This window comes from Kordia sp. (genome assembly GCF_965283645.1).
Lineage (GTDB): Bacteria > Bacteroidota > Bacteroidia > Flavobacteriales > Flavobacteriaceae > Kordia.
On the sequence record NZ_CBDIPG010000001.1, the window covers coordinates 322277 to 348889 of the forward strand.

General features: G+C 33.2%; 25 protein-coding genes. 6 read left to right on the plus strand and 19 right to left on the minus strand.

The features are described from left to right. Nucleotides 1-51 precede the first annotated feature (51 nt). From ACQ654_RS01435 to lptB, 4 genes are all read left to right on the plus strand, one after another. Nucleotides 52-1020, plus strand: coding sequence for a KpsF/GutQ family sugar-phosphate isomerase (locus ACQ654_RS01435; RefSeq protein ID WP_430408529.1), 969 nt, complete (start codon nt 52-54; stop codon nt 1018-1020). Beyond that, nucleotides 1020-1838 carry a twin-arginine translocase subunit TatC gene (tatC, locus tag ACQ654_RS01440; RefSeq protein WP_430408530.1) on the plus strand — a complete coding sequence of 273 codons (819 nt, stop codon included), beginning with the start codon at nt 1020-1022 and terminating at the stop codon, nt 1836-1838. Before ACQ654_RS01435 ends, tatC begins: the two co-directional genes overlap by 1 nt. After that, on the plus strand, nt 1831-2181 hold the full coding sequence (locus ACQ654_RS01445) for a carboxymuconolactone decarboxylase family protein (RefSeq protein ID WP_430408531.1): 351 nt from the start codon (nt 1831-1833) through the stop codon (nt 2179-2181). The genes tatC and ACQ654_RS01445 overlap by 8 nt, the downstream gene beginning before the upstream one ends. Nucleotides 2182-2356: 175 nt before the next feature. Then, the gene (lptB, locus tag ACQ654_RS01450; protein ID WP_430408532.1) at nt 2357-3097 is read left to right on the plus strand and encodes an LPS export ABC transporter ATP-binding protein; all 741 of its coding nucleotides are present in this window, start codon (nt 2357-2359) and stop codon (nt 3095-3097) included. Nucleotides 3098-3208: 111 nt separating this feature from the next. Here lptB and ACQ654_RS01455 read toward each other — a convergent pair whose 3' ends face one another. Beyond that, on the minus strand, nt 3209-3955 hold the full coding sequence (locus ACQ654_RS01455) for a CDP-alcohol phosphatidyltransferase family protein (protein WP_430408533.1): 747 nt from the start codon (nt 3953-3955) through the stop codon (nt 3209-3211). A 143-nt stretch (nt 3956-4098) separates the two neighbouring features. On the opposite strand from ACQ654_RS01455, the gene ACQ654_RS01460 reads away from it, so the two are divergent. Further along, on the plus strand, nt 4099-5157 hold the full coding sequence (locus ACQ654_RS01460; protein WP_430408534.1) for a PorV/PorQ family protein: 1059 nt from the start codon (nt 4099-4101) through the stop codon (nt 5155-5157). Between the two features lie 2 nt (nt 5158-5159). Further along, entirely contained in the window at nt 5160-6335 is a 1176-nt protein-coding gene (locus ACQ654_RS01465) for a DUF4105 domain-containing protein (RefSeq protein ID WP_430408535.1), read from the plus strand. Nucleotides 6336-6399: 64 nt separating this feature from the next. Here the strand turns inward: ACQ654_RS01465 and ACQ654_RS01470 are convergent, their stop codons facing one another. The 18 genes from ACQ654_RS01470 to neuC all read right to left on the minus strand — a co-directional run bounded on the left by ACQ654_RS01470 (nt 6400) and on the right by neuC (nt 26609). Then, nucleotides 6400-7797: a sugar transferase gene (locus ACQ654_RS01470; RefSeq protein ID WP_430408536.1), complete on the minus strand. Its 1398-nt coding sequence runs from the start codon at nt 7795-7797 to the stop codon at nt 6400-6402. Between the two features lie 8 nt (nt 7798-7805). After that, complete coding sequence (locus tag ACQ654_RS01475; protein ID WP_430408537.1) at nt 7806-9083, minus strand: phenylacetate--CoA ligase family protein; 1278 nt, start codon at nt 9081-9083, stop codon at nt 7806-7808. Between the two features lie 96 nt (nt 9084-9179). After that, the gene (locus tag ACQ654_RS01480; RefSeq protein WP_430408538.1) at nt 9180-10187 is read right to left on the minus strand and encodes a glycosyltransferase family 4 protein; all 1008 of its coding nucleotides are present in this window, start codon (nt 10185-10187) and stop codon (nt 9180-9182) included. Then, complete coding sequence (locus ACQ654_RS01485; RefSeq protein ID WP_430408539.1) at nt 10188-11156, minus strand: glucosamine inositolphosphorylceramide transferase family protein; 969 nt, start codon at nt 11154-11156, stop codon at nt 10188-10190. Nucleotides 11157-11161: 5 nt separating this feature from the next. Continuing rightward, complete coding sequence (locus tag ACQ654_RS01490; protein ID WP_430408540.1) at nt 11162-12769, minus strand: hypothetical protein; 1608 nt, start codon at nt 12767-12769, stop codon at nt 11162-11164. Further along, a complete protein-coding gene (locus tag ACQ654_RS01495) occupies nt 12766-13722 on the minus strand; it encodes a glycosyltransferase family 2 protein (RefSeq protein WP_430408541.1) in 957 nt (318 codons plus the stop codon). The genes ACQ654_RS01490 and ACQ654_RS01495 overlap by 4 nt, the downstream gene beginning before the upstream one ends. Continuing rightward, a complete protein-coding gene (locus ACQ654_RS01500) occupies nt 13719-15035 on the minus strand; it encodes a hypothetical protein (RefSeq protein WP_430408542.1) in 1317 nt (438 codons plus the stop codon). The genes ACQ654_RS01495 and ACQ654_RS01500 overlap by 4 nt, the downstream gene beginning before the upstream one ends. Next, a complete protein-coding gene (locus tag ACQ654_RS01505; RefSeq protein WP_430408543.1) occupies nt 15035-16108 on the minus strand; it encodes a glycosyltransferase family 4 protein in 1074 nt (357 codons plus the stop codon). Before ACQ654_RS01505 ends, ACQ654_RS01500 begins: the two co-directional genes overlap by 1 nt. Nucleotides 16109-16161: 53 nt before the next feature. Beyond that, nucleotides 16162-17211, minus strand: coding sequence for a hypothetical protein (locus ACQ654_RS01510; protein WP_430408544.1), 1050 nt, complete (start codon nt 17209-17211; stop codon nt 16162-16164). Further along, nucleotides 17212-18321, minus strand: coding sequence for a glycosyltransferase family 4 protein (locus ACQ654_RS01515; RefSeq protein WP_430408545.1), 1110 nt, complete (start codon nt 18319-18321; stop codon nt 17212-17214). Next, a complete protein-coding gene (locus tag ACQ654_RS01520) occupies nt 18321-18872 on the minus strand; it encodes a serine O-acetyltransferase (protein ID WP_430408546.1) in 552 nt (183 codons plus the stop codon). Before ACQ654_RS01520 ends, ACQ654_RS01515 begins: the two co-directional genes overlap by 1 nt. Nucleotides 18873-18881: 9 nt before the next feature. Then, on the minus strand, nt 18882-19658 hold the full coding sequence (locus ACQ654_RS01525; protein WP_430408547.1) for an FkbM family methyltransferase: 777 nt from the start codon (nt 19656-19658) through the stop codon (nt 18882-18884). After that, entirely contained in the window at nt 19655-20656 is a 1002-nt protein-coding gene (locus tag ACQ654_RS01530) for a glycosyltransferase family 2 protein (RefSeq protein ID WP_430408548.1), read from the minus strand. The genes ACQ654_RS01525 and ACQ654_RS01530 overlap by 4 nt, the downstream gene beginning before the upstream one ends. Beyond that, nucleotides 20656-21798, minus strand: a complete 1143-nt coding sequence (locus tag ACQ654_RS01535) for a glycosyltransferase family 4 protein (protein WP_430408549.1) — start codon at nt 21796-21798, stop codon at nt 20656-20658. The genes ACQ654_RS01530 and ACQ654_RS01535 overlap by 1 nt, the downstream gene beginning before the upstream one ends. After that, nucleotides 21798-23198: a glycosyltransferase family 4 protein gene (locus tag ACQ654_RS01540; RefSeq protein WP_430408550.1), complete on the minus strand. Its 1401-nt coding sequence runs from the start codon at nt 23196-23198 to the stop codon at nt 21798-21800. The genes ACQ654_RS01535 and ACQ654_RS01540 overlap by 1 nt, the downstream gene beginning before the upstream one ends. Beyond that, nucleotides 23183-24757 (minus strand): hypothetical protein, encoded by a 1575-nt coding sequence (locus tag ACQ654_RS01545; RefSeq protein ID WP_430408551.1) that lies wholly within the window; start codon nt 24755-24757, stop codon nt 23183-23185. Before ACQ654_RS01545 ends, ACQ654_RS01540 begins: the two co-directional genes overlap by 16 nt. Continuing rightward, nucleotides 24754-25452, minus strand: a complete 699-nt coding sequence (locus ACQ654_RS01550) for a cytidylyltransferase domain-containing protein (RefSeq protein WP_430408552.1) — start codon at nt 25450-25452, stop codon at nt 24754-24756. The genes ACQ654_RS01545 and ACQ654_RS01550 overlap by 4 nt, the downstream gene beginning before the upstream one ends. Beyond that, a complete protein-coding gene (gene neuC / locus ACQ654_RS01555) occupies nt 25452-26609 on the minus strand; it encodes a UDP-N-acetylglucosamine 2-epimerase (protein WP_430412989.1) in 1158 nt (385 codons plus the stop codon). The genes ACQ654_RS01550 and neuC overlap by 1 nt, the downstream gene beginning before the upstream one ends. Between the last annotated feature and the right edge of the window lie 4 nt (nt 26610-26613).

The window sequence follows — 26613 nt, forward strand, 5'->3', positions numbered from 1 at the left end:
CACTAAAGATACTATTTTCTTTAGTAACCGCAATTTTTAAACTTATTCATTTTGAAATATAAAGATAGTATTATTAGTGTTGCCAAGCAAACCATTGAAACAGAATGTAATGCGATAAAAAATTTAATCTCCTTAATTGACGACGAGTTTGCAGAAGCTGTCTCATATATATACAATTCTAATGGTAGAGTTGTCGTTACAGGAATTGGAAAAAGTGCCAATATTGCTACAAAAATCGTAGCTACGCTAAATTCTACAGGAACTCCTGCAATTTTTATGCATGCCGCAGATGCAATTCATGGAGATTTAGGAATTGTGCAAAATGATGATACCGTAATTTGTATTTCTAAAAGCGGAAACACGCCAGAAATTAAAGTATTGGTACCGTTAATTAAAAATAGCAACAACAAATTAATAGCAATTACCTCTAACAGAGAATCATTTTTAGGAACACAAGCAGATTATGTATTACATGCCTACGCAGAAAAAGAAGCTTGTCCAAATGGTTTAGCACCAACAACAAGTACAACGGCTCAATTAGTTTTAGGAGATGCACTGGCCATTTGTTTGTTAGAATTACGAGGATTTTCGAGTAAAGACTTTGCAAAATATCATCCTGGTGGCGCTTTGGGTAAAAAATTATATTTACGTGTAAACGATTTAGCATCTGTAAATCAAAAACCCAAAGTACACGCAAACAGTTCTGTAAAAGATGTTATTGTGGAAATCTCCAAAGGAATGTTAGGTGCAACTGCAGTTGTAAACGATTCAGAAGAAATTATTGGTGTAATTACGGATGGAGATATCCGACGAATGCTATCAAACAATGACTTTATCGGAAACTTAAAAGCGAGCGATATTATGTCGTCCAATCCAAAACAAATTGCAAATGATGCAATGGCCGTGGAAGCTTTAGAAATTATGGAAGAAAACGGAATTTCACAATTAATGGTAGAAGACGCTGGAAAATATGCAGGAATCGTACATTTGCATGATTTAGTTAAAGAAGGAATCCTATAATGAAGAAAAATAAAAATGAAATGTCATTCTTAGATCATTTAGAAGAACTAAGATGGCACCTTATCCGAAGCTTTGCCGCTATTTTTATCATTGCATGTGTTGTATTTGTATACATGACTCCAATATATAACAACTTATTAATTGTTCATTTAGATGGAGATTTTGTTACCTACAAGTTTTTCTGTGAAGCATTTCAGTTAATCGGCGTAGAAAGTGATTTTTGTTCGTTAGTATTTGATGATAAATTGATCAATGTAGATGCTACAGGACAATTTACAATGGCAATTTGGACCTCATTAATTCTTGGACTCATATTTTCATTTCCATATATTATATATGAATTGTGGCGATTTATTGCGCCCGGATTAAGTCCGAAAGAACGAGGGAAGTCAAGGTGGTTTATCTTCCTAGCTTCACTTCTATTCTTTATTGGGTTGCTATTTAGCTATTACGTAATTATGCCAATGTCGTCGTTCTTCTTCTATAATTTTGAAATTACTGACAAAATTATAAATACCATCAAAGTTCAATCGCATATAAGTTTACTAACAAACACGTTATTAGGAGTTTCACTTGTGTTTGAATTGCCATTAGTGATCTATTTCCTATCGAGATTAGGACTAATCACACCAGCATTCTTACGAAAGTATAAAAAACATGCCATAGTGGTAGTATTGATTCTTGCCGCAGTAATTACACCACCAGATGTAGCAAGTCAGATTGTCGTTGCAATTCCAATATTAATCCTATATGAAATAGGAATCATCATATCAAAAAGAGTAGAAAAAAATTATAAAAAGAAATTTAAAAATGGCTAATCAAGTAGACGAATTTAATGCCTATAGAGCTAAAATGAACGATAAAATTTTAGCAGACAATAATAAAGTTATCAAACGAATTTTTAATTTAGATACAAATGCCTTTTCAGCAGGTGCTTTAGACGTAAAAACAAAGGAACTACTAGGTTTAGTAGCTTCTACGGTATTGCGTTGTGATGATTGTGTAAAATACCACTTAGAATCTTGCTACAAAGAAGGTTTGAGCAAAGAACAAGTTATGGAAACATTAAGTATTGCAACATTAATTGGCGGTACTATTGTAATTCCGCATTTGCGAAGAGCCTATGAATATTGGGAAGAATTGGAACAACAAAATGTGTAAATCGCTACGCTTTTGGATTCAAGATCGCTTTGCTGTTGGATTTTAGATTGCTTTGCTTTTTGAGTTTTGACAATAGAAGCATCTTGCTAAACATTTAACCAAAGTTAATTTAGTATTAAAAAGTATCAGCGTTATACTGAAATTAGTATTTTTACGCTAATAATGACCAAAATATATGATTTTAAAAGCCGATAGTATCATGAAGTCCTACAAAGGACGAAAAGTAGTAAAGGGAATTTCTCTTGAAGTAAATCAAGGGGAAATTGTTGGTTTGTTAGGTCCAAATGGAGCCGGAAAAACAACTTCTTTCTACATGATTGTAGGATTGATAAAACCTAACGGTGGAAAAATCTACTTGGATGACATGGAGATTACCAATTACCCAATGTACAAACGTGCACAAAACGGAATTGGATATTTAGCCCAAGAAGCTTCTGTATTTCGTAAATTAAGCATTGAAGATAACATCTTAAGTGTATTGCAATTGACCAAGTTGTCAAAAAAAGAACAACACATGAAAATGGAGTCGCTTATTGAGGAATTTGGCTTAGGGCATATTCGCAAAAACCGTGGAGATTTACTTTCAGGTGGAGAACGAAGACGTACTGAAATTGCACGCGCATTGGCAACAGATCCTAGTTTTGTATTGTTAGATGAACCTTTTGCTGGTGTTGATCCGGTTGCGGTAGAAGACATTCAACGAATCATTGCACATTTAAAAAATAAAAACATTGGCATCTTAATTACGGATCACAACGTACAAGAAACACTGGCAATTACTGATAGAACTTATTTAATGTTTGAAGGAAACATCTTGAAAGCAGGAAAGCCAAGAGAATTGGCTGAAGATGAAATGGTTCGAAAAGTATATTTAGGTCAGAATTTTGAATTACGCGAAAAGAAATTAGATTTTTAAGAATCAATCTTACATACATTATAAAACCGTTTGCAATGATTTGTAAGCGGTTTTTTTAGTTAAAAATTAAACTGATCAATTTATATTTTTTACTCAATACTAAGAAAGAAACTACTTTTTAAACAATGAGATCAATACATATAATAAGATGATAATTGGAATCGCTAAAAAGTGAAGAAATACTAACAGCAAGATACAAACTACCAAGAAAATGTATTTTGTCATATTATTTTTAAAACTCCAATCTTTAAATTTTAACGCGAATAACGGAATGTTTGCATTTAGTAAGTAGCTACAAAGTACTGTCAATCCTATTAAAAACCATTTATTCAACAAAATTGCATCAATAGTTGCACTTCCTTGATACATTAAAATTAATGGAAGAGAAATGATTAATAAAGTGTTTGCAGGCGTTGGCAATCCTATAAATGAAGAGGTTTGATTGTCGTCAATATTAAATTTTGCCAAACGATACGCTGAAGCCAACGTCACCATTAAACCAAATAATGGCAATATATGAACTTCGTTTTGAAACCAATGAACAGCATCTGACCACGAATGTCCATCGTTCACTTTCTCATGAATTCCCAATGATCTGTTAAACAACTGATACATAAAAATTCCAGGTACAATACCGCTTGTCACCATATCTGCCAACGAATCTAGTTGTAAACCCAATTCACTTTGTACTTTCAAAATTCTGGCAGCAAAGCCATCAAAAAAGTCAAAAAATATTCCTAAAAACACAAAAAATGCAGCAATTTCCAATTGGTTTTTCACAGCAAAAATAACAGCTAAACAACCACTGAATAGGTTTAAAAGTGTGATAAAATTTGGAATATGTCTTTTAATGTTCATAAATATGATTTTTTGTAAAAATAAATAAACTTTGCAAACTCAATCAAAAAGATTCGAAAATGTTACAGCAATAGGGACAATATCTATGAAATTTTTGAGTTTATTAGGTTAGAAAATCGCATATTTGTATAAAAATTATTCTCTTGAAAAAGTTATTACTCTGTCTCCTACTCACAAGTGCCTATTTTGCCAACAGTCAAACTGTCGTGAAATATTCAAATGAATTTATGAATATTGGTGTTGATGCGGCGGCTTTTGGTATGGGAAATGCTGTTGTTGCTAGTATTGACAATGTAAACTCAGGATATTGGAATCCCGCAGGATTAGTACAGTTAGAAGACAAACAACTCGCTTTAATGCACTCTAGCTATTTTGCAAATATTGCTTTGTATGACTATGCCGCGTTTGCAATGCCTATTGATGATAGAAGTGCTTGGGGAATTTCATTAATTCGTTTTGGAGTTGATGATATTTTAAATACTACACAATTAATTGACAGTCAAGGAAATATTGACTTTAACAGAATTAGCCTTTTTTCTACTGCTGATTACGGAATTACATTTTCATACGCTCGTAAATTACCTGTACAAGGTTTAAATTATGGTATCAATGCGAAAGTAATTCGTAGGATTATTGGAGATTTTGCATCTTCTTGGGGATTTGGATTTGATCTTGGATTACAATTTCAACATAAAGATTGGAAATTTGGTGTGATGGCACGCGATATTACGACAACCTTCAACACTTGGAGCATTGACGAAGATTTATTCAACAATGTAAGTGATCAAATTCCAGAACAAGATTTACCAGAAACAACGGAAATTACGATTCCTAAACTACAACTAGGAGTTGCGCGTTCATTTACATTTAATTATGACTATACATTAACTGCTGAAGTTGATTTAAATATGCGTTTTGCACAAACAAATGATATCATATCTACTTCATTTGCAAGTATTACGCCTGCTGTCGGATTGCAATTTGCATACACAGACTTAGTGTTTTTAAGAGCTGGTGTTGGAAATTTTCAAAACGAAAACAATTTTGGTTCAGAATCATTAACGTTTCAACCTAATTTAGGAATTGGATTCAAATACAAAGGAATTCAAGTTGATTACGCATTAACAGACATTGGAGATCAAAGTGCGGCTGTATATTCAAATGTATTTTCACTTAAAATTGATTGGAGTTTATTCAGATAATAATGAAAAAAGTTGTCCTACTTCTACTCTTTCTCTATACCGGAATCCTTCTTGGACAACAAATTAAGCTTTCACCAGAAGCTGAATTCTCAGTAGTTACTTGTGGTGCAGGTGAAGAACTGTATTCTTCTTTCGGGCACAGTGCTTTTCGCTTAAAAGATCCTGTATACGGTTACGATGTTGTATATAATTATGGTGTGTTTGACTTTAATACGTCTAATTTCTATCTAAAATTTGTACAAGGAAAACTTCCCTATCAACTAGGACGAACAAGTTTTAAAAACTTCATACGAACGTATCAATACGAAAAACGTTGGGTAAAAGAACAGATTTTAGACTTCACTCCTGAACAAAATAGAAAACTTCTTGATTTCCTAGAGAACAATTACAAAGAAGAAAATCGTTTCTATAAATATGATTTCTTTTACAACAATTGCGCAACGAAAAAAAGAGATGTTATAAAGCAGATTTTTGGAGATGAATTTATTTTTAATGAACATCATCTTACAGAAGAAAAAACATTCAGAGATTTAATACATGATAATTTAGATTCAAACTCTTGGTCTAGTTTCGGAATTGATATTGCTTTAGGTGCAGTCATTGATAAAGTTGCGCAACCAGAAGAATATCAGTTTTTACCAGAATATGTATTTAAAGCTTTTGAAAGTGCTACAAAAAAGGATGGGAAAACACCGTTAATTTCTGAAACTAAGCTAATTTTAGAAGCTCCTGAAAGCAAGACAAGTTCTAGTAAACTATTTAGTCCATATGTAGTATTTACTTTAATTCTACTACTAATACTAACAATTACCTTTGTAGATTTTAAAAAGAAAAAACGTACTAGATGGCTTGATTTTGCAATCATGCTTGGCACAGGAATCACAGGAATTGTCATTACATTACTTTGGTTTGCAACCGATCATACAGCAACAGCCATGAATATGAACATTTTGTGGTTGTTTCCTATAAATATATTTTTCGCGTATAAATTCTTATCAGCAAAAAAAGAATGCAGAGAGCTTTGGAGACATACAGCTTTCCTCCTAGTTTTAATCGTTGTGTTAGTCTTTTTATGGCTACTAAACTTCCAAGTCTTTGCTACAGCTGCAATTCCACTTTTAACTGCTTTAGCTATTCGTTATGCGTATTTGACGTTTTATTTTAGAAAGCTAGAATAGTGTAAATGAAGTATTGAGAAGTGAGATATTAGTATTGACTTTTCTCATTTAAAATTATAAAAAACTACCTTCCACGATAAAACAACACCGTACTCAGCGTTTTTATAATGATATTTAAATCCAAAAAGAAGCTTCTATGTTTTATATAATATAAATCATATTGAAGTTTGCGCAAACTGTCTTCTACGGAAGCTCCGTAATCAGTTTTTACTTGCGCCCAACCTGTAACACCAGGTTTCACAATATGTCGTATTTCGTAGAATGTGAGACTCTCAGAAAGCTGTTTTACAAATGCAGGTCGTTCTGGTCGTGGACCAATCATGCTCATATCGCCTTTCAAGACATTGAAAAATTGTGGAACTTCATCCAAACGTGATTTACGCAAAAAACTACCAAACCTCGTAATTCGATTGTCGTTTTTAGTTGCCCAAACCGCGCCATCTTTCTCTGCATTAATCACCATACTACGTAATTTGTAAATTTTAAAAGGAACACCATTTTTCCCTACGCGTTCTTGTGTATAGAATAATGGACCTCTATTTCCAATTAAATTCCCTATCAAAACGAATGGTAAAAAAAGTAAACTTACGGACAATCCTAAAATTGCAAACAACAAGTCAAATACACGATGAAAGAACAAATACAACTTGTTTTGATTACTTCTGCTAAACGGAAAATACTTGTAAAAATCTTTCCCAACATACTGTACAGGCACTCTAAACGTCAATTCTTCATACACTTGAATGTATTCTTTAATTGGCAAACCGGTTTCTAACAAAGAAATTAAACCATCAAACAACGGTTTATTGAGTTCCTTTCGCTCATTACTGGCAATAATAACTTCTGAAACTGCTTTTTCTTTGGTAATTTTTTGTAAATCTAAACTTGTAATTTCTTCAAAATCGCTCAAATCAATATCATCATCAGACGTTGTAGCACTTGAATTGATATAGCCAATAACTTTTGAATAATTTGTGTTATTCTTAATAGCGGTTGCTATAATACGGACTTCTTCTTTGTTCCCAATAATTAGAATATTTTTATAGAATCTAGGTGATGAAATAAAGAAAATATACGCACAACGCCACAAATAAATCGCGACAGCTATTGCTAAAAAGAAATAAAGAATCTGTAACCGATTTTCAGGTAATTCTGGCGTAAAGAAAGGTGTCAACAAATAACACAATACGGTAATAGAAACGGTTAAAACTAAGCTCTGGAAAGTACTGTCATACCTGCTTGATTTCTGCAAATTGTACATTTCCAATACAGTAGAAAACAATATGTAATAGATCACTAAAACTACAGACCAAAACCAACGTTCATGTGTGAGTTTAAAATAATCAAAATCGAAAATGCTAGACACAACATATAGTCCGCAGAGTAACGCTAGAATATCGCAAACTCTAAGCAATAGCTTACGTTCCGAAATTTCGAAATGTATATTAGATTTTGAGGCCATAATGCAAACTAAATATAAGAGATAAAACTTTTAGTTTTTCCTTTCACAGCTTTTTTCTTTACATTTTGATAAATGTTGTAGGTAATATCATCGTTAAAGTAGCTGTAAATCTCTTGTTTTAGTAATTGTTCTTGTTTATCGGTTATCGTTTCTTTGAGGTTAAATATAAGAATTCCTTTTTCTTTTTGGATAATTTGATAGGTAAGTTTTAAGTTATGTTTTTTACCCAAATTTTTAAAGATGTAATAAAAATACAAACTTGGATAAATTTGTTGTTTTCCATACACATTCTCTCCTATTCTACCTGTAATTTCTTCTAAAATATAGTGTGCTTTTCCACAGGAACACATCTTGTTTTTGGGTGCTAACTGAATATAATCACCTAATTCATATCGAATAATTGGAAACGCTTTCATTTGTAAATTCGTCACTACAATTTTATGATCTATTTCCTCAACAAATACACCTTCCATGTTTAAATGCATATGTCCTTTTTCACATTCGAACGCAATAATTCCCGTTTCTGCGGCGCCATATTCGCTAATAATTGGCACGCCAAAAGCAGTTTGAATCTCTTCTTTATAACTATCGTAAATTTTCTCTGAAGTTCCTTTCACCATTTTAATATGCGGTGGCTTTGGAAGTTTTTTATCATTAATCAATTTTGCCGCTTGATAAATCATAGACGAATACCCATGAATATATGTTGCTTTTTGTAATTTCTTTACAAATTTATTGAATGCTTTCTCTTTATAATCAAACACTCTAAAACGATTCTGTAGTGCATCTAAAATGCTAATTTTAAATCGTTTAGTTGACGAAAAATCAAATCCCCAAAAATATCCATTGCGTTCCCAAGGTTGTACATTGTGCCAAGAATAACCTCTAAAAATGGAAGCTCTGTTAAACGAATCGGCTTCTTCTTCTCTTTCATACACTAGCGGATCGCCAGACGAACCTGAAGTCGTTGCTGTAAATACTTTTTTGAACGAATGTTTTGTGTGAATTGTTTCATTGTACGCAATCGCATCTGACTTTGACAACAATGGCAGTTTTTTAATATCTTCTAACGTACTAAAAGACGAAACATCAATATCTTTAAACTTTTTTTTATAATATGGTGAAGTTGCTTTCGCGAATGTAATCAACTCGGTAAGTTGCTGTAATTGATAAGATTCTAACTCTTCAATGGACCATTTTTCAGACGTTTTTAAAAAGGCAAACCACTTCCGAATGGAAGGATTTCGTAAACGTTCGCCTAAGTTAAAAAGTAATTTATGGAGCATACTTTAGTTCAATATGAAGTGAAAGTAATTAATTTTTATGAGTTATAAAGGACTATTTACAATAGATTGTATTTGAAGATTGAAAATCAATTCTTTTTAAGAATCTAGTAATTTTTTCCACTGATTTTTCACAATTTTCCAATCGAATTGAATTGCTTTTTGTCTAGCTTCATGTGTTAATCTTTGCACCAACTCAGTAGAATTTACAAGTGTTTCAATCGCTTTTGCCATTTCAGCTACGTTATTTGGAGCTACGAGCAAACCATCTTTTTTATCATCAATTAGAAACGGAATTCCACCAACATTGGTAGAAACAATTGGCATTCCAAGCGCCATTGCTTCCAATAAACTCACAGGTAAATTGTCGAAATTGGTTGTGTTTATAAAAATATCATAATCCGCAGCGCGTGAAATCCAATCGCTTTTAGATAGTTTTCCTGTAAAAATTACATCAGCATTCAATTGTTTAGCTAACGCTTTTGTTTTTTGAAAAGAATCATCTTTTTCAGGTCCAATCATACACAAATCAACTACTAAACCTTTTATTTTTAGGGCATGAGCAACTTCAACTGCCATTGTAGGATTGTAAATTTCGGCAAACGAACGTACCCATAAAAGCTTCGCTCCTACTTTTTTTCGTTCCGTAAAAGGATAATCTGCTAATTCAATATTGTTTGGAATGTGAATCAGATTGGTATATCCGTATTTTTCAAACGTAGCTTTTAAAAACAATGACGGACACACATTTACTTCCGCATTTTGAAAAATGGCTTTACTTTTGGAAACACTATTTTTCAATCGTTCTTCTAAATTTCCTCCATGAAGAATTGGAATATAGTTGATTTTCAGTAAAATACACAGTTTACTCACTAAATACGCATAGTAAAAATTTGATGTACTATACGTGTCAATTAATACTTTAGACACTTTCTTTCGATGTTTAAAAACTGTCCAAAGCATAGCCAACATGCGAAGTATTTTGTTCTGTTTGTTAGAAGTTAACCGAATTTCAAGACCTTCTTGATGTAGCAATTTCCCCAACGTTTCAATTGTTGTTGCCGTTTTTCCGTGACCTGAGACGATATTTCCAACATAAATGATCATCTAGAAATTATTTGAAAAACTAAAGGTTATTTTTTCCGTTCCGTATCCATAACCATCATAAATAGCTTTGTACGTTCCGTTTGGTAGTTTATGAATGTCAATATGATGCATGCCATTTTTCGCCCACGAATCGCCTTGGTTTTTCAATATTGGATTATTCGGAAGTGATGATTCTTTGTAATACGTTTTTGAGATTGAATCGATAGAAAAACCATACACAGCGCGTCCGTAACCGCCAAAATGATCTTGCGCAAAACGAATGATTTTACCATCTTCTTGAAATACGCGTCCAGCCGAACGTGTGTAGTTTCCATTTTTTAATGGCGAACTTGGATGTTCTTTCCAATTTCCGTGTAAACTATCTGAATAATAGAGTTTTAATTCGTTATTTTTCGTAGCAAATAGATAGGAAACATTTTCTTTTTCAAACAATGTTCCATCAACCAAACGTTCATTTTCAATCAAAACTTTATCAACTTTCCAATCGAATGGAAAATTATCTGTTTTGTACAAACGAACTTGCTCATGCCGTTTCGTTTCAGGAATCATATAGGTTATTCCTTCTTTTTTAAATACAAACGGATATGATAAATGAACCGATTCGTCCAATGCAATTCCTAAGTATTTCCATGAACCATTTTCTTCAACAGCAACACCAATATCTGCATGTTTTCCGTTCATGATTTCAAAAAAAGCATACCATTTTCCGTTGTATTCATGCAAAAAAGGATCAGCCATTAGAAGCGTTTTTTTAATCGTATTCAACTCTCTATCAAACACTTTTGTTGTTGTGATATTCCACTCTAGTGGATTTTTAGAAGTGTTTGAACCAATAGAATAATACGCTCCTGTAATTTTTCTACCAAAGAAAGGAACTGGTTGTTTTGTGAAATAACAATAGCCGATGTAGCCTGAGAATATAAATCCTAGTATGAAAATGAATAATATGATTTTCTTAATAAATTTCATATATACTATCGAATAGTTTTTATTTCAGTTACTTTATACAATCGCCATGTTCCTTTCTGCAACACAAGTTCAAATTCTGGTAAATCTATGTAAATTAACACATAATCAACACCATAATCACGCAAAAACTGATTTCCTTCTATTCTATTTAATGCCGTAAATTTTGTGTAATCTTTATACCATTGTACAAATCGTTTCGGATTTCCTTCTATCAACATGTTTGCACCTTTGCTGTCCAAATCTACCGAACGTCTTCCACCCGATCTTCCAATGTCTGGCGCAAAAAATAATGCTTCTTTTGGTGTGTTTTCTCGAATGTAGGTCAATATTTCATTCAAATCTTCATCATCATTACCGTTTGCAATGTTTCCAATTGATAACGAATTTGGCAATACGCGTCGTATGATATCATTAGAAATCATTGGAATGGAATCGAATATTTGATGCTTAGAAATTACTAAAACAAGTGCAAAAGCTCCAAAAAAGAACGGAAATGCTCGCGCAAAGCGTTGATTTCGGTATAAAATATCCAAAATGAACAAAATTGCAAAGAAAAACGAAACGATCAATAGTTTCTGAATTCGAACTAATTGAAACGACATTCGAATGTTTTTATCAAATGTTTCATTGACAAACAATTCTACGTAAGTAAACAAATTTGGCAATACAAATAAGGTTAAACTTAAGATTAACAAGTAGTTGCAACGCAGTTTATCCGTTTTGTTTCCTCTGAGATATGCGTAGATTGTAAATAGCACAACCGGAATGAAATAGACAATATATTTTAGGTGTAACCATTGTTTCCAAAATGTAGTTGGTTCCCGTAAGAAAGAAGAAAATTTTAGTTCAATTGCTTTGTAATATAGCGATACATCATAATCGGCAGTTGTAGAAACATTTCCAAAATAGGTTAAGAAAAACGGTAACATTCCTAAAAAAGCCAACGCAATTACAATAATATTTCGTAAAGAAAATAGTTTTTGAAATTTCTTTTTTTCATAATAATCTTGCAATAACACATAACTTATAAATAGCAAAACGCCACCTAAACCAGTGATTGGGTGAAAGTTAAATAGTAAACCAGCTAAAAAAGAAGCTATGTATAGTTTTAGATTGTTTTTAAAATTGAAGAGTAAAAACGGTAATGGCAATACTGCGTAATACACAACACGTGGCAACATAGACCACATGTCCGAAATTCCCCAATATTCATAACCAGGAATCCAAATGATTCCGCGCATAAAGATGGAAACAAAGAAAGCAATCCAGAAGTTTTTTGTGATTCGGAACAGTAAGAAATACCAAAGTAATCCGAACAGAATGTGACAGATAAACGTAAGTATATTTAAGGCTTGCACATAGTTTCCATCTGTAAATTTTGCCAAAAAACGCAACGTTTCAATGTAAAAAGGTGTATAATATTCTACATTTTTGATATCATTACAGAATAAATCTTTCGCAAATAAACTTGGATCATCTTTTTTGAGACACACAGGAATAATATTGTGTAAGTCGGAGCTTAAATGTGTTTCGTTCGCTGACAGATTTCCTAGATAGTATCCAAAAGCAATGCAAACATTCAACAATAGTACAATGATGTGTTTGCGTTTCATGTTGCAGATTTTGGTGCTTTTAGAATGTCGTACTGAATTGCTTGCAGTAGTAATTGAAACCCAAGAATTAGTGAAACTGTAATCAACATAATGGTTCCTGTTGGTGTAAATTCGCCTAACGAAGCATAATGAACCCAGTTATAAATTCCGTAAACTACACCAAATAAAAACATCGGGAAACCGAATAATAGATATACCGAAGCAATGTTAAAATCGTAAATAAAATAGCTTTTAAAGATGCGTTTTAAGAATGTTTTTGTGAGTTTTGGGATGAATATGAATGGTATTTGCCAAACTTTCATGCTCGATTTTTCATCACCATAATTTGCAGGCATTGGCACATCTTTGATGCGTGCATCTTGAAAATATAGTTCTGCAATTAATGATGATTCAAAATAGTAATCGCGGTGAATGTTAGTGAAATCGAGTTGTTTGAGTACTGCTACTTTTATCGCAAAGAAACCATTTGTCGGATCGAAATTATTCCAATAACCCGAAGCTACTTTCGTTAGGAATGATAGTCCTAAGTTTCCAATTTTACGTACAAACGGCATTTGCTTTAATGCTTTGAAGTCTTTGAAACGATTGCCTTTTGCGTATTCCGCTTTGTTTTCAATTAGTGGTTTTAATAATTCGGGAATGTAACTGCTATCCATTTGATCGTCTGCATCAACTTTTATGACATAGTCAAGTTGTAAGTCAATTGCTTTTTGAAAACCATGTTTTGTAGCACCACCAACACCTAAGTTTTTTTCGTTTTTTACAATGATAATACGATCTGATAGTGTTGATTGTTTTACCAAACTTTCAGGAATTGGTTCTTTTCCACAATCATCAACAATGATAATTTTAGAAATGAACAACGGCAACTTATTCACCACATTTTCTAGGTGTTTTGCAGCATTGTAATACGGAATGATGACTCCTATGGTATACTGTTCAAAGTTGATCATACTTTTTTGTAATATCTTGGTGTAATAAGTATTGCGGTTGAAAATAAAAACAAGCCCAATATAGCAAAAACAGGTCGGTAAACGTATAAATGTTCTCCAAATAATAAGGTAACCATCATGGAAAGCACTAAACCTTTCATGGCAATTCCTAAGTATTTAAAGCGTCTGTATTCTATTGAAAAATAGTTTAATAACCATCGTACATAGAAATACAAACCTACCAAACCTACTTCATTAATTAGGGTTAGATAGATGTTATGTGCAGAGTTTCCAACCAAAATAAAGTTGTTAAAACCTGAGCCAAAAGGCACTACGTATAAGTGCGTTAGTAAGTAATCGATGTATTTTACAGATAGGTTTTTTCGTCCCGCACCTAAATCCTCATATAAACCTCCAACATCTCCCTGCGTGATTAATGATGGATCAGAAAGTTTGTCGGTTACACGTCCGTTAAAAACGTCTGCAATAATTGTAAATACTTCCGAATTATAGGCAGAAATTGCTAAGAAACCAATTCCGACCACAACCGACATGTATAAAAATTTTCCTGTTGATTTTACAAAGAAATACAACGCAAATACTAATAAACCTACATAACTCGTTCGCGATCCACTTAAGGATAAGGCAATGATGGTAAACAAGATTCCTGCAATAAGGAATATCCGATTGATTTTTAAGCTTCGTTCAAAGAATAAACCGATAAACGTAATGAGCGAGGTCATCATGACCATTCCTAATACAATTTTGTTTGGTCCTAAAATTCCTGAGAGAAATCCTGCATATGCTTTTTTATCAATATCACTCCACAAATAAGCAATTGCACCAAAATGCTGTCCTAACACAACAAGCGTAGCTATTATTGCCATGAGTATCTGCAAATAGACAAATTGCCGCAATACTTTAGGATTTCGCATGAGAATGAGAAAAAACACAAATGAAAAGTAAAACGTTAAGAAGTGATACATAAACAATGTTGTTCGTAAAATCCATGTCAGTCTTCCTGTGATGTAACTAATCAAGAAGGTGAAAATCATCATGAATAAACACCATCTGATGAATGTCCAAAGATATCGTAGGTATCGTTTACGATTAATAAACCATAGTAATAAATCTAAGTTGATTACAAATTGATAGAGAATTAGCAAGCCTAAAAAGTCATACAAACGTAATTCATTACTACCTGTAATACTGTATTTAAAAACGGCTAAATTGTAGAAATACGATATTAATATCCCAAATAGCAACAGCTTGAGAAAAGTTGATTTCCCGAGCTTAAATACGCGTGCTTGCATTTTTTTTGATGCTGTAGCCATTACAATTCGTTGTAAAATGTTATGAGTTGCTGTACAATTGCTTTTTGCGCAAAATGTTGCTTAATGTGTTTTTGCAAATTTGCTGCTTTTTTTATTCTGTCTGCTTCGTTTTCTATTAAATTATTTAGTTTTTGAGAAAAATTGGCAGTGTCTTTACTTTTTACCAAATATCCTTTAGTTTCGTCTGAAATTACACGTTTGCATTCGCCAACATCTGTTGCCAATACTGCCAAACCATGCAAACCATATTCCAATAATGCAATTGGCAATCCTTCTGATTGTGAAGATAATACGCCAATATTACATTGCGATAATATATGTGACACATCTTCTCTACTTCCGTAGACAAACACATTTTCTGCCAAACCATGATCGTGAATGTACAGCTTCACTTTTCGTGAATAATCGTCTTCAAAATCTTTTCCAACAATGTGTACTGTCCAATCTTTATTGGCTTTTTGAATCTTTTTAAAAGCTTCCAATAATAATATATGATCTTTCTGCGGACGCAAGTTTGCCAAACATACAATTCGTTTTCCCGAAATTCCTTTTAAATGCGTTGTTTTTGCTACAGCTATATTTTTTACAGGAAAATTTGACAAATAAATTACATTTTTAACGGCTAACTTCCGATCTGCCCAATCTTTCAATTGTTGATTTACAGAAATAATTCCGTTCATCCAATACGACGCAATTTTTAATATAAACGACTTCCGTTTAGCTAAAAACTCACTATTTCCATAATGATCGTGCCAAACCATTTTAAATTTCGGATAGACCATTTTAGTCAGAAATACTATAAAAAACGACGTTGCATGCGCGTGTACGATGTCGATTTCGTTTTCTTTTACAAATGCTTTCAATCGTTTTATTGCTTTAAAATCAATTGTTTTTGTGCGATTTAAAAAAAGATATTCAACATTTTCGGAAAGCTGATTTTTAAGAATTCCTTCTTTCCGAGTTGTGCATAAAAATGAAGCGTCTACTTCTGTCGCCAATGCATTTGCATACGTTACCGCTAATTTCTCAGCGCCGCCAGCTTCTAATGTATCGATGACTTGAAGGGTTTTCATTTATAGTTATGAGTTTATGAGTTTATGAGTGAAGTTAATTTAAAATTTAACATTTATAATTTACCATTTTTTATAAGATCATGAATTCTAGCAAAAAAGCTCGTTAGGGTTAAATATTCTTCCCAAAGTTTACGATTATTTTTTTGAATTTCTTCAAATTTTTCTTGTGTTAGATTTTTATGAAACGCTACTATTTTCTTTTCTAACATATGTTCTTTTCCTTGCGGAATTCGAATACAATGTTGTGTCCAATCAATGATTCCTTCCAGTGGTAACAAGCAATCGGTGTCAATTAATACCGGAATTCTTCCCATTGCCAAGGTTTGATAAAACCGAACAGAAAAATTTCCTGCGCCTCGTAAATTAAATATATAATCAGAGTCATTTATATTTTCATAAAATTCATACGTTGTTTTATCTATAGAACGATTGCTTTTTATGCCAGCTCTGTAGCGTTCTCTATAAATTATATTAGTTTCAATGCTTTTGTTTTTCTCTAATCGTTTTAAGTATTTATACCGCATATAAGGCGCGGCAAACCATTCTTGTGGTTCTAATAAGGACTTTCCAAGATGAAATTTTAGATTTCTATAGACAATCAAGCTAATGTCTTTTGTAGCTTTTAAAACGTTTGCAGTTGCCTGACCGACAAAACCAATTACAGGTTGTTCATTTTTTACACGAACTTGATGGTTTTCTTTTTCAATATAATGAACTAAAGGATCTTTAAAAAAAGCTGGAAACGAAATCTGATTTGGCAACTTTTTACTCTTATAACCACTTGTTCTAAAAACATATACATCTTTATTTTCAGGCATTACACCTTGATCTCCAGAAACATAGGTTAGCACTTTTAAATTTGCATTATGACAAGTATCTATAAAAGAAGTTGCTTCATTTTGTAATTTATGATTCAAATAATAATTCCATGAACATGGCAACATAGCAATTTCTGCATCTTCTATATTCTCAACGAGTTGATAGTGTTTTTTGACATCCGTAAATTCGTTTCGTTCATCAAATAACAACGCATACACCAACGGGAACTTCTCTCCATTCGGATGTTTCTTTAAAAATTCTGTATCTGTGTAAACGTTCAACATTTAGAGTAATGATTTTATTTCTTGTTCAAATTTATCCAACGTGTACGTTCTGCTCCATTCAATCGCTTTTTCAACAGCTATTTGATATTTCTCTTCAGATTGAAGCATCTTTTCAATGTTTTCAACTGCATTTTCTACATTCGGATCAGTTAAAATTCCTCTATTTCCATCATCTAACATATACGGAACACACGAAATTTTAGTCACAATTGGCAAACTTCCCCAAAACATTGCTTCTGCAACCACTTTTGGCCAACCTTCAGATTTTGAAGGCAATAACATAAAATGTGACGTTTTGTGTACTTCTTTGATAAATTCACCTTTTACATTTCCATGCAGTTTTATAATTTCTTGCAACTGATTATCAGTCACATACACTTCTAATTCGTTTCGCATAGCGCCATCTCCATAAACATCTAAGCGTACATTGTGACCTTTTTTAAAAAGTGCTTCCACAATTTGAATCGTCAATAACGGACGTTTTCCAACAGCTAACGAACCAATGAAACTAAATTTTACTATTCCGTCTAGTTTTCTTGAACTAATTGGTTCTTTATCTGAATCTCTATAGGTTGCGGTAAAAAATGATTTGATATTTTTTGTTTGATGTTTCCAATCGCCATACACCAAAACACTCATGTTTCTGGTTAAAAATGTATTTGATAATATTTTTCGTTGTATGCGATAACTCAATGGTTGCGGACTTTTTGGGTCCCAATTTCCTGCATATTTTGCGGTTTTTGTCTTCCAAGGAAATAGAATTTGCACAAAACAGGCAATCAATCCAACATTTCCAGGGCAACGCAAGTGAATATGATCTGCCCAAATAAAAGCTTTGATCAATTGAAATACAATCACAGGAACTAATAAAACGGTTCTAATTTTCTGTAAAAGCGTACTTGAAAAGAAAAAAGGCAACCAAAACCGTTTGATATCGTTGCGCTTGAAGTTCTTTTCTAAAATTTCGTCTTTGTAATAATATGGAGAAATAATTCCGATATTTTCAGCGTGTGCAAACCACAAATCCATCTCTTTTACATAAGGTGCATACGAAAAAAACTGATCTTTTCGTTTGATGGTCGGCGCGTATGTAACAACTAAAAAGTTCATTAAATATAAGCAGATGAATCGTTATTATTAATCTTCACAGCAGGAACACCAAGTACTGTCGTGTTTGCTTCTACGTCTTTTACAACCAACGAATTTGCGCCTAAAACACTATTCGATTCAATCGTAATTTTTCCAGCAACAGTCACATTTGCGCCTACATAAATATTATCCTTTAAGACAGGAACACCTCTTTTTTCGCCTCTTCCGCTTACGCCAATCGTAACGCCTTGCGAAATGTTGCAATTGTTTCCAATAACAGCATGTGCGTTGATGACGATGTGTCCAAAATGACCAATGTAGAACGAATGTCCAACTTTAGCAGTGTATGGCAATTGAATTCCAGCAACGATTTCTATCCACTTTTGTGAAATTACTGCAAAAAGTAAGATGATTTTTTTCAAGATAGAAGGCAAACGACTTTCGTAAATACTGTTCCAAAAACGATACGTAATAATTGCCCACAAACCCTGTTGTGTAAGAATTAAAAGCAACGCGTTTTTTCCGCTGTACTTTTTATATTTGGCAATATCTGATCGTATTTTTTTGAACATTTTTGTGTATTAATCTATTTTTCCTGCAAACGTGATGATTTCCCCATCTTTATAAAAAACGGTTTTGTAAGGATAGTTTTTTTCTTCAAAAAACGCTTCTACTTTTTTATACGTTTGTTCTTCATTTACCCAATGATAACTGGCGATTGCAAAATTTGGCTGATACTTTTTAAGTATTTCTACCAAACCGTCCATAGCTTCAATTTCGGCACCTTCAATGTCCATTTTGATAAAATCCAAACGATCTAAATTTTCTCGTTTTTGAAAAGAATCAATTGTAATGGCATCTTTTAGGATTGCTTTTGCATTTTCTGGCTTGTAATGAATGGAAGATGAAACACTTCCAGCTTCAAAAAACGCTAGTTTTGTATTTTCATTCCAAATGAGTTCTTCTTGAATTTGAATATTTTTCACTTCAGGATTCAACGCAATATTTTCTTCCATTGCTACAATATTGATCGCATCAGGTTCAAAAGCAAATACTTTTCCGTTTGCGCCTACTTTTTTACCATAGTAAATGGAAAGATATCCATGATTTGCTCCAGCATCTAACACAATATCATCTTTTTTTATGGTATAAAATGTCTCGTATCTAGCAATATCATTGACAACATAATACATTGGAAGTTTTGTCAACATATCAATTCCATCTGTAAAACGTGTTTGATAGGCATTTGTTTTTCGTTTAAATTTCTCCTTACGAATCCTATTGAAATACACTTGTTTAAGCGATTCCTTTACTGCTTTTGACGGCAACATTTTATATATAGTTTTTAGCAAACTCATTCTTCTATTCGGGGTTTTTGAAACCATAATGTGAACCAAGCGGTCATTCTACCAACTGATTCTGTAAAGGCTTCCATCTTTTTTTGCTGGGTAAATATATTTGTAAATCTAAGAAACGCCAAAAACAAAGACGTAACATTCCATTTAATTCTTGCTTTTAGAGTTGGATTCGGAAATTGAACACGCCAAACATACCAACCATTTTTGACGACCATTTTTCCATATTTGAATTGATTTGGACGTCCAGAAGCATTATGATGATGCTCCAAACGTGCAGCAGTATTGACATACAACTGTCCCATTTTAGAAACACGCAACGTAAAGTCAGTGTCTTCATACAAACCATAACCATCAAAATATGTAGAAAAATGAATTGAGCTGAATATTTCTTTTTTAAACGATGAAACGCCGCCCATAAAGACTTCAACAGGATATGTATTTCCTGAAGGCGGCAAAAAACCAACGGCACGTCCGTGTGCAAATGTTGGCATAATACACGGTTTTGTATCATCTAACAAACCAAGTTTTTTACGCATGCGAAATCGCAACGATTCAGAACGAAACCAACCATCATATATAAATGATGTTGAAGTTGGTTGATTCTCGGCAGAGATTTCTGTCCAATTGACTTCATTCGTAATATAACCGCCAACTCCAATTGCTTTTGGATGCGTTTTATAGGTTTCCAATAAGTTTTGAAAGTAAGTTTCTTCTAAAATTGTATCATCATCCAAAAAGCAAACAATTTCGCTTGTTTCAGCTACATTTCGTATTCCAAAATTACGTTGCCTGGTTAAACCTCTTTCAGAATCTTCAACTTTATGATAGCGTAGATTTTTGAACGAATTTTGAGTTAACATTTCTTTCGTTTCATCATTGGTTGATCCATCTACAATTAAAATCTCATCCGGATACAACAATTGCGTATCTACCGATTGCAATAGTGTTTGCAACGGTTTCGGACGCATATATGTACATATGATGAGTGTAAATTTCATTAATTATTCTGTACTAGAGATTTATAAACTTCTATATTTTGTTGTGCAATTTTAGTGATATCAAATCGTTTTATGACTTCTTTTCTAGCATTTTTTGCCATGTTAGAAGCTAATTCCGTATCGTTTAGTAATAGATTTATTTTTGCAGCAAAGTCGTTATGTGCTTTCGGGTTTTCAAGAAACCCAGTTTTACCATTTTCTACAATTTCATGTGCCCAAGGATAGTTTGTGTTTACAAACGGTTTTTCAAGTGCCATTGCTTCAATTGTAACCATTCCGAACGATTCTGCCAGCGAAGGAAATACACACACATTTGCTTCATTGATCAATTCTTTCATCACATCATAGTTGACTTTTCCCTTATAATCAACTTTTTTCAAAGCTTCTGAACTTAATTGTTCTTGCATAATTTTCCACGTAGAACGATTTTCCAACGCATCAATCGCATCATTTCCAACAATAACTAAGGAACAGTTTTTATTTTTTTGAATCAATTCATTGAAAATATGTGCCAATTCTAAGATTCCTTTTTTACGAATTAATGTTCCAAAGTATAGAATTACACCTTTTTTTAGTTTTGATGTATCTGGCTGAAAATCATTAATATATATTCCATTAGGAATTACAATTGCACCTTTTTTAGCTTTAAACAACATATTTGTTTTTTCAGCAACAAACTCGCTTACCGCAATAATTTTGTCTGCTTTTTCAAATGCTTTTTTCTCACGATTGAAATTACGCTGTTTTTGTGGACGATTTTCCAAGTGACAGAAAAATGTATCACTTCCGTGCAAACGCATTACATTCGGAATTGAAAAGTTCATATTTGCCGAAATTCCTGTCCAATCAACCACTTCCAAAACATCAATGTGATCTTGTTTGATTATTTTGTTTACATATGTTGCAATGATTCCTTCGTTCAATCGCCATGTAAATAAAGGATACTTACGCAGTTTTATCTTGTGAATTGTAATGCCTTCATCTGTAAAAACTTCTTGCTTATCTTGAAAATAGGTAAATACAGAAACTTTTAATCCTTTGTCTACCAAAGCTTTGAGTAAATTTTTTGTGCTCGTTCCTATTCCCGCAGCTTTCGGAAGTTTTTCGTGTGGATATTCAGGAAGTAAGAAACCTATGTGCATTAGTTCAATAGTTTTTGGAATGCCGAATGCATACGTTGTTGAACTTTTTCTAATGGATGTGCCGCAACACTTTTTGCCCAATTTTGGCGCGCATCTACGTTTTTTAACTTCAAGTTTTCAAAAGCATGCAACATCTCTTTGATATCTTCTTTTGAACGCAATACATGAACCGCTTTTGGGTGTTTGTCAAATGTTTTAAAATGTACAAATTGATACAACCGATGTATGTCAAAATCCTTATGTCCGTTTGGTTGCTTATAATGACAATAAAATGCTAGTTTCCCGAGTAATATCGCGTCAAGCGCCATGGTAGAACCAATATTAAAAATTGCTTCACTATAGTATAATGTACTGTATAAAACGCCCAAATTGGAGTTTACTTTGTACGATTCTGGCAACTGAAATTCGTCAGTATTCCACGTTGGAATTATTTCCGTAATCACATCTTTGTATTGTGCTAATATTGGAATAAATCCTGGATTGTAATCTGCAGGATTTGCACGTAAAATGACATGATATTGTTCAGCATTATTTTGATTGTGTGTGTGTACCGATTCCGCTAAATCCTTTAAATACAGCGGATCATCCATTCCGATAGATGTAAAGTTTCCAGAAAAACAGAGTAGTTTTTTATCAGAAGGTAATTTATATGCTTTGTAAAATAATTCCTTTGGAAGTAAGTATTCAGCTTTGGTATAAAACGTAAATTGTGGCGTTCCTGTAACCGTAATGTTATCATTTTTGACTTCTTCAGGATAGTATTCTTGCATTTCTTCCTGCATATAATCACTCCAAACAAAGTAATGATCGGCTTTTAGCATTTTATTTCCTTTCGGGAGATTGTCCCAAGAATGAATAAAACTTACTACAGGAATTCCCAAGTCGCGCGCCGCAATTACAGGTGCTAACGATAAACTTGATACTTGATGGGAACAATAGACCAAATCGGGTTTTTCAGCTTTTAAAAACGCTACACATTCATTGTAATAGCTTGAATTTCGTGTTTGTTGGAAGAATTGATCTTCTAATTTTTGAATTCCAGTTGCAGAAGCGTAAAATCGTGATAAGAAGTTTATCAAACCAAATTTTAGCTTCTTTTTAAAGTTACTTTTTCCAGGTGCAACTCTGTACAATAAGTGATCTTTTTTTGCTTGAATTTTATCATTGTAACGCAATGTTGCTTTCACTTTTAAATAGCGTAAAAAGTCTGTTTTCCCTTTGTAATCAAAGTCTGGAAGCTGTTTTGTTTGAATCGATTTTGGAAGCTTTTCCAATGCAGAAGATTTCACCGTGTGCCAAACAAGCATGTCAAATTCTTCTGGAATATCGAAGAAATTGCTTGCATAATGATTTTCGAAACTTTGAAAACCAACAAATATGGAAATTATCTTTTTTCGCATGGGGCAACAGCGTTATTGATCTTGTCCACAAATATAGCCATTGAAAGGATTCTGAAAAGAAAATAGAGTCCTCTATTCGGGCTTTTTTGTTGTTTTTTTGCAAGTTGTACTACTTTTTCCGTATCAAAGACAGTTTTTAATGCATGTATGTGCTTTTCGAGAAGTTTAATGAGCTTGTCTCCTATTTCATCTTCCATTCTGTGATTCCAGTTTTGTACACTTATTTCTGTCTTGATTGGATTTTTAAAATATTGCAATAAACCTTGATTTGCATTGTAAATGATTTGCTCATGAATTTTATCATTTTTGTAGCGTTCATGCGGTAAATTGTGCGTTTGTTTTATAAAATCTTCGTGTAGAAATGGCGTGATTTTGTTTCTGAAAACGGATATCATTTTGTGACGATTCCCAAAATTTCCTGGCAAACGTCCTTTTCGGTAAAAGTTAATTAGTACTTCAGCATTTGAGTTTCCCGCGTAGTTTTCGGCTACAGCCGACGAAATATTTTGAGGATATTGATTTAAAAATTCTTCATAATCACCTAAAAATGAATCTGATAAAAATTCTTTTGGTGTTAGATAATTATGCATTGCTTTAGCTAAATCTTCGTCTTCTTGGAAAAACATACGAACACATTCGCCAGCTTCTCCCATGACATAACTGTAGTTTTCAGGAATGGCTTCATTAACAAATTTTAGCATGTCTACATACGAAATCGTTGTTAATCCGCCAGAAATGTTAGCAATTTGAGTTGCATAGTATTCAAATTCGTTTTCATCACACAAAGTTGTGTGATCGTATGAAATATCTAGCTTTACAGCAATTTCCTTTCCTTGCATTACATCTGCAGAATAGACTTCTCCAAAATTTCCTGCAATTATATTTTTATTTCCTTCTTCAATTTGACTAAACAATGCCAAACTGTCTTTTCCGGCTGTTGCGCCAAAGAATAGATTTTCAGAAGCATTCATGCCATTTTTTAACGAAAAAGCATCATTATTCGTTGAAAAATCAAGTTGTAGATTTGTTGTTTTTAGCGTTAAATCTGCATCAAAACTATGTAATTTTCCACCTTGAATTCGAGTAATGTTTTTGTATGGTAATGGAAAAGGTGACACTTGATAGCCAATTGCAAAGTGTGTTTGTATGCCAACTCGATCAAATTCTAGTGGAACTTGTAATTCGTTGAAATTCTGGAAATTTAAGAAGAATATTTGCTTGTTTTCTTTGGTTAAACTAAAACTTCCGTTTACACCATATAAATCATTTACAATAAATAGTTTATGTTTTTTTTTATCATGTAAAAATATTTCAAAAATACCACCAATATGATTGTAAATTTTTTTTGATATTTCCTGAAAATTATAGTGCAATTTTTCTAAGAAATCTCTAATTTTTTCTTCATCATGATCAGACGAATACCAAATTATTTCGAAGTTTTGATCTTCTATCCAATAGAGCGTACTTCCTTGTTTTTCCTTTTTGAAGAGTTCAACTTGAAATTTTTCCTTGTCAAAAGAAATGTGAAAGTTTGTTATGGTATGTTTTTCGAATTTCACAATGTTATTGTTTTAGCCAATTGTTCTGCTTTTTCCCAATCTTTTTGTGTATCAATATTTACATAGTAGGCTGCATCTGAAACTACATATGCCAACGAGTTTCCGTATAACGAGTTTTCATGTTGAATGATATTCGTTTTTGTGATGTAAATACTTCCGTCTCTGTGGTATGCTTTTGGTAATTCTTGTCGTCTTGGAATGATTTCTTTTTTACCAGTTGAAATCTGTAAGATACCATTTTCATTGGCTTCAAACGTCCAATGCGGATTGTATTCGTGCGGAACTTCTAATACAGAAACTAACGCATCTGTTTGTTTTTCTTTGAATGTTTGCAATGCTTTGTCAAGAAATCCTTTTGGTCTGAATGGACTTGTTGGTTGCAATAAACATATGGCATCAAAGTGTTTTCCTTCTGCTTCAAAGTGTGCGATTACATGTTGAATTACTGGCAATGTTGGTGTTGTGTCTTCCGCTAAGTGTTTTGGACGCACAAAGGGTACATTCGCGCCAAGCGACTTCGAAATCGCGCTAATTTCTTCGTCATCCGTCGTTACCACAACTTCGTCAATATACTTGGATTGCAACGCCGCGTCAATACTGTATTGAATCAACGGTTTTCCATTGAGCAACTTTTTGTTTTTCCCTGGAACGCCTTTGCTTCCGCCTCTTGCTGGTATGACTGCTAGAATTCGCATTAGTACATAATAGTTTTGTGAGCGATTAGTTTTGTGTTTGCTAGTGCTTCCGCAATCTGTTTTCCTGAGTTTCCGTCTCCGTAAATATGTTCTGAGAGTCTTCCTTTTTGACTAATTCGTTCTTGAATGGCTGTTTTGATTAAGTCTTTATCATACGCAACATCAAGTACATTTTTCCCACGTTGACGGCGATTTTGACGTGTTCCAATGTTTACCGTTGGTACGCCAATAAACGAACATTCGCGAATTCCGACACTTGAGTTTCCAACCAAACAATCACTATTTTTTAGCAAGTGCAAGAAGTCGTTCGGTTCCATGTTTTTGAAGAATCGGATATTTTTTGGATTGAAATTTTCTCTGTAATATCGAATTCCATTCGAAGTTCCGTCTGAACCTGCATCTACGTTTGGCCAAAACCAAAACGTTGGAATATTGAGCTCGTGAATTGCTTTTAACGTACATAATACGTCTTCTCGTGCCGATTTGTAACGATTCGTTTCTGGATGTTGCATAACGACTAAATAACCGTTAGAAATGTCTAAATTGGCTCCTACACCACCATATTTTTCAATTGGGTTGACATTATGTTTCGTATTTGCCAACACTTGTTTTGCAATGTCAATTGACGGACAACCTGTGTTAAGCACATATTCAGGATTTTCGCCTAGTTTGATCACTCTTTCTTTTGCATCTTCCGAAGCAACTAAATGTAAATCAGCAAGTTTTGTATTTGCATGACGTACTTTTTCATCAATGTTTCCTGTTACTTCTCCACCTTGAATGTGTACTAATGGAATGTTTTGATACGCTGCTGCAATACTTGTTGCTATTGTTTCAAATCGATCAGCAATGGTAATGACAGCATCAGGTTTTAGATTGTAAAACACGTTTGAAAGTTCCATGACACCTAAACCTGTCGTTTTTGCCATCGCTGTCGGGTTTTCACCTTCCAACACCATAAACACTTTTTCGTCAATTTTGAAACCATCTTTTTCAATCACATTCACCGCATTTCCGTAACGGCCTAACAATGCTGAACCTGCCACCACTAGTTGCAATTCTAAGTTTGGATGTTCTTGAATTGCTTTTAGTGCCGTTTTTATTCTACTGTATGATGGTCGTGCGGTTACTACTGCACATATTTTACGTTTGTTCATTGTT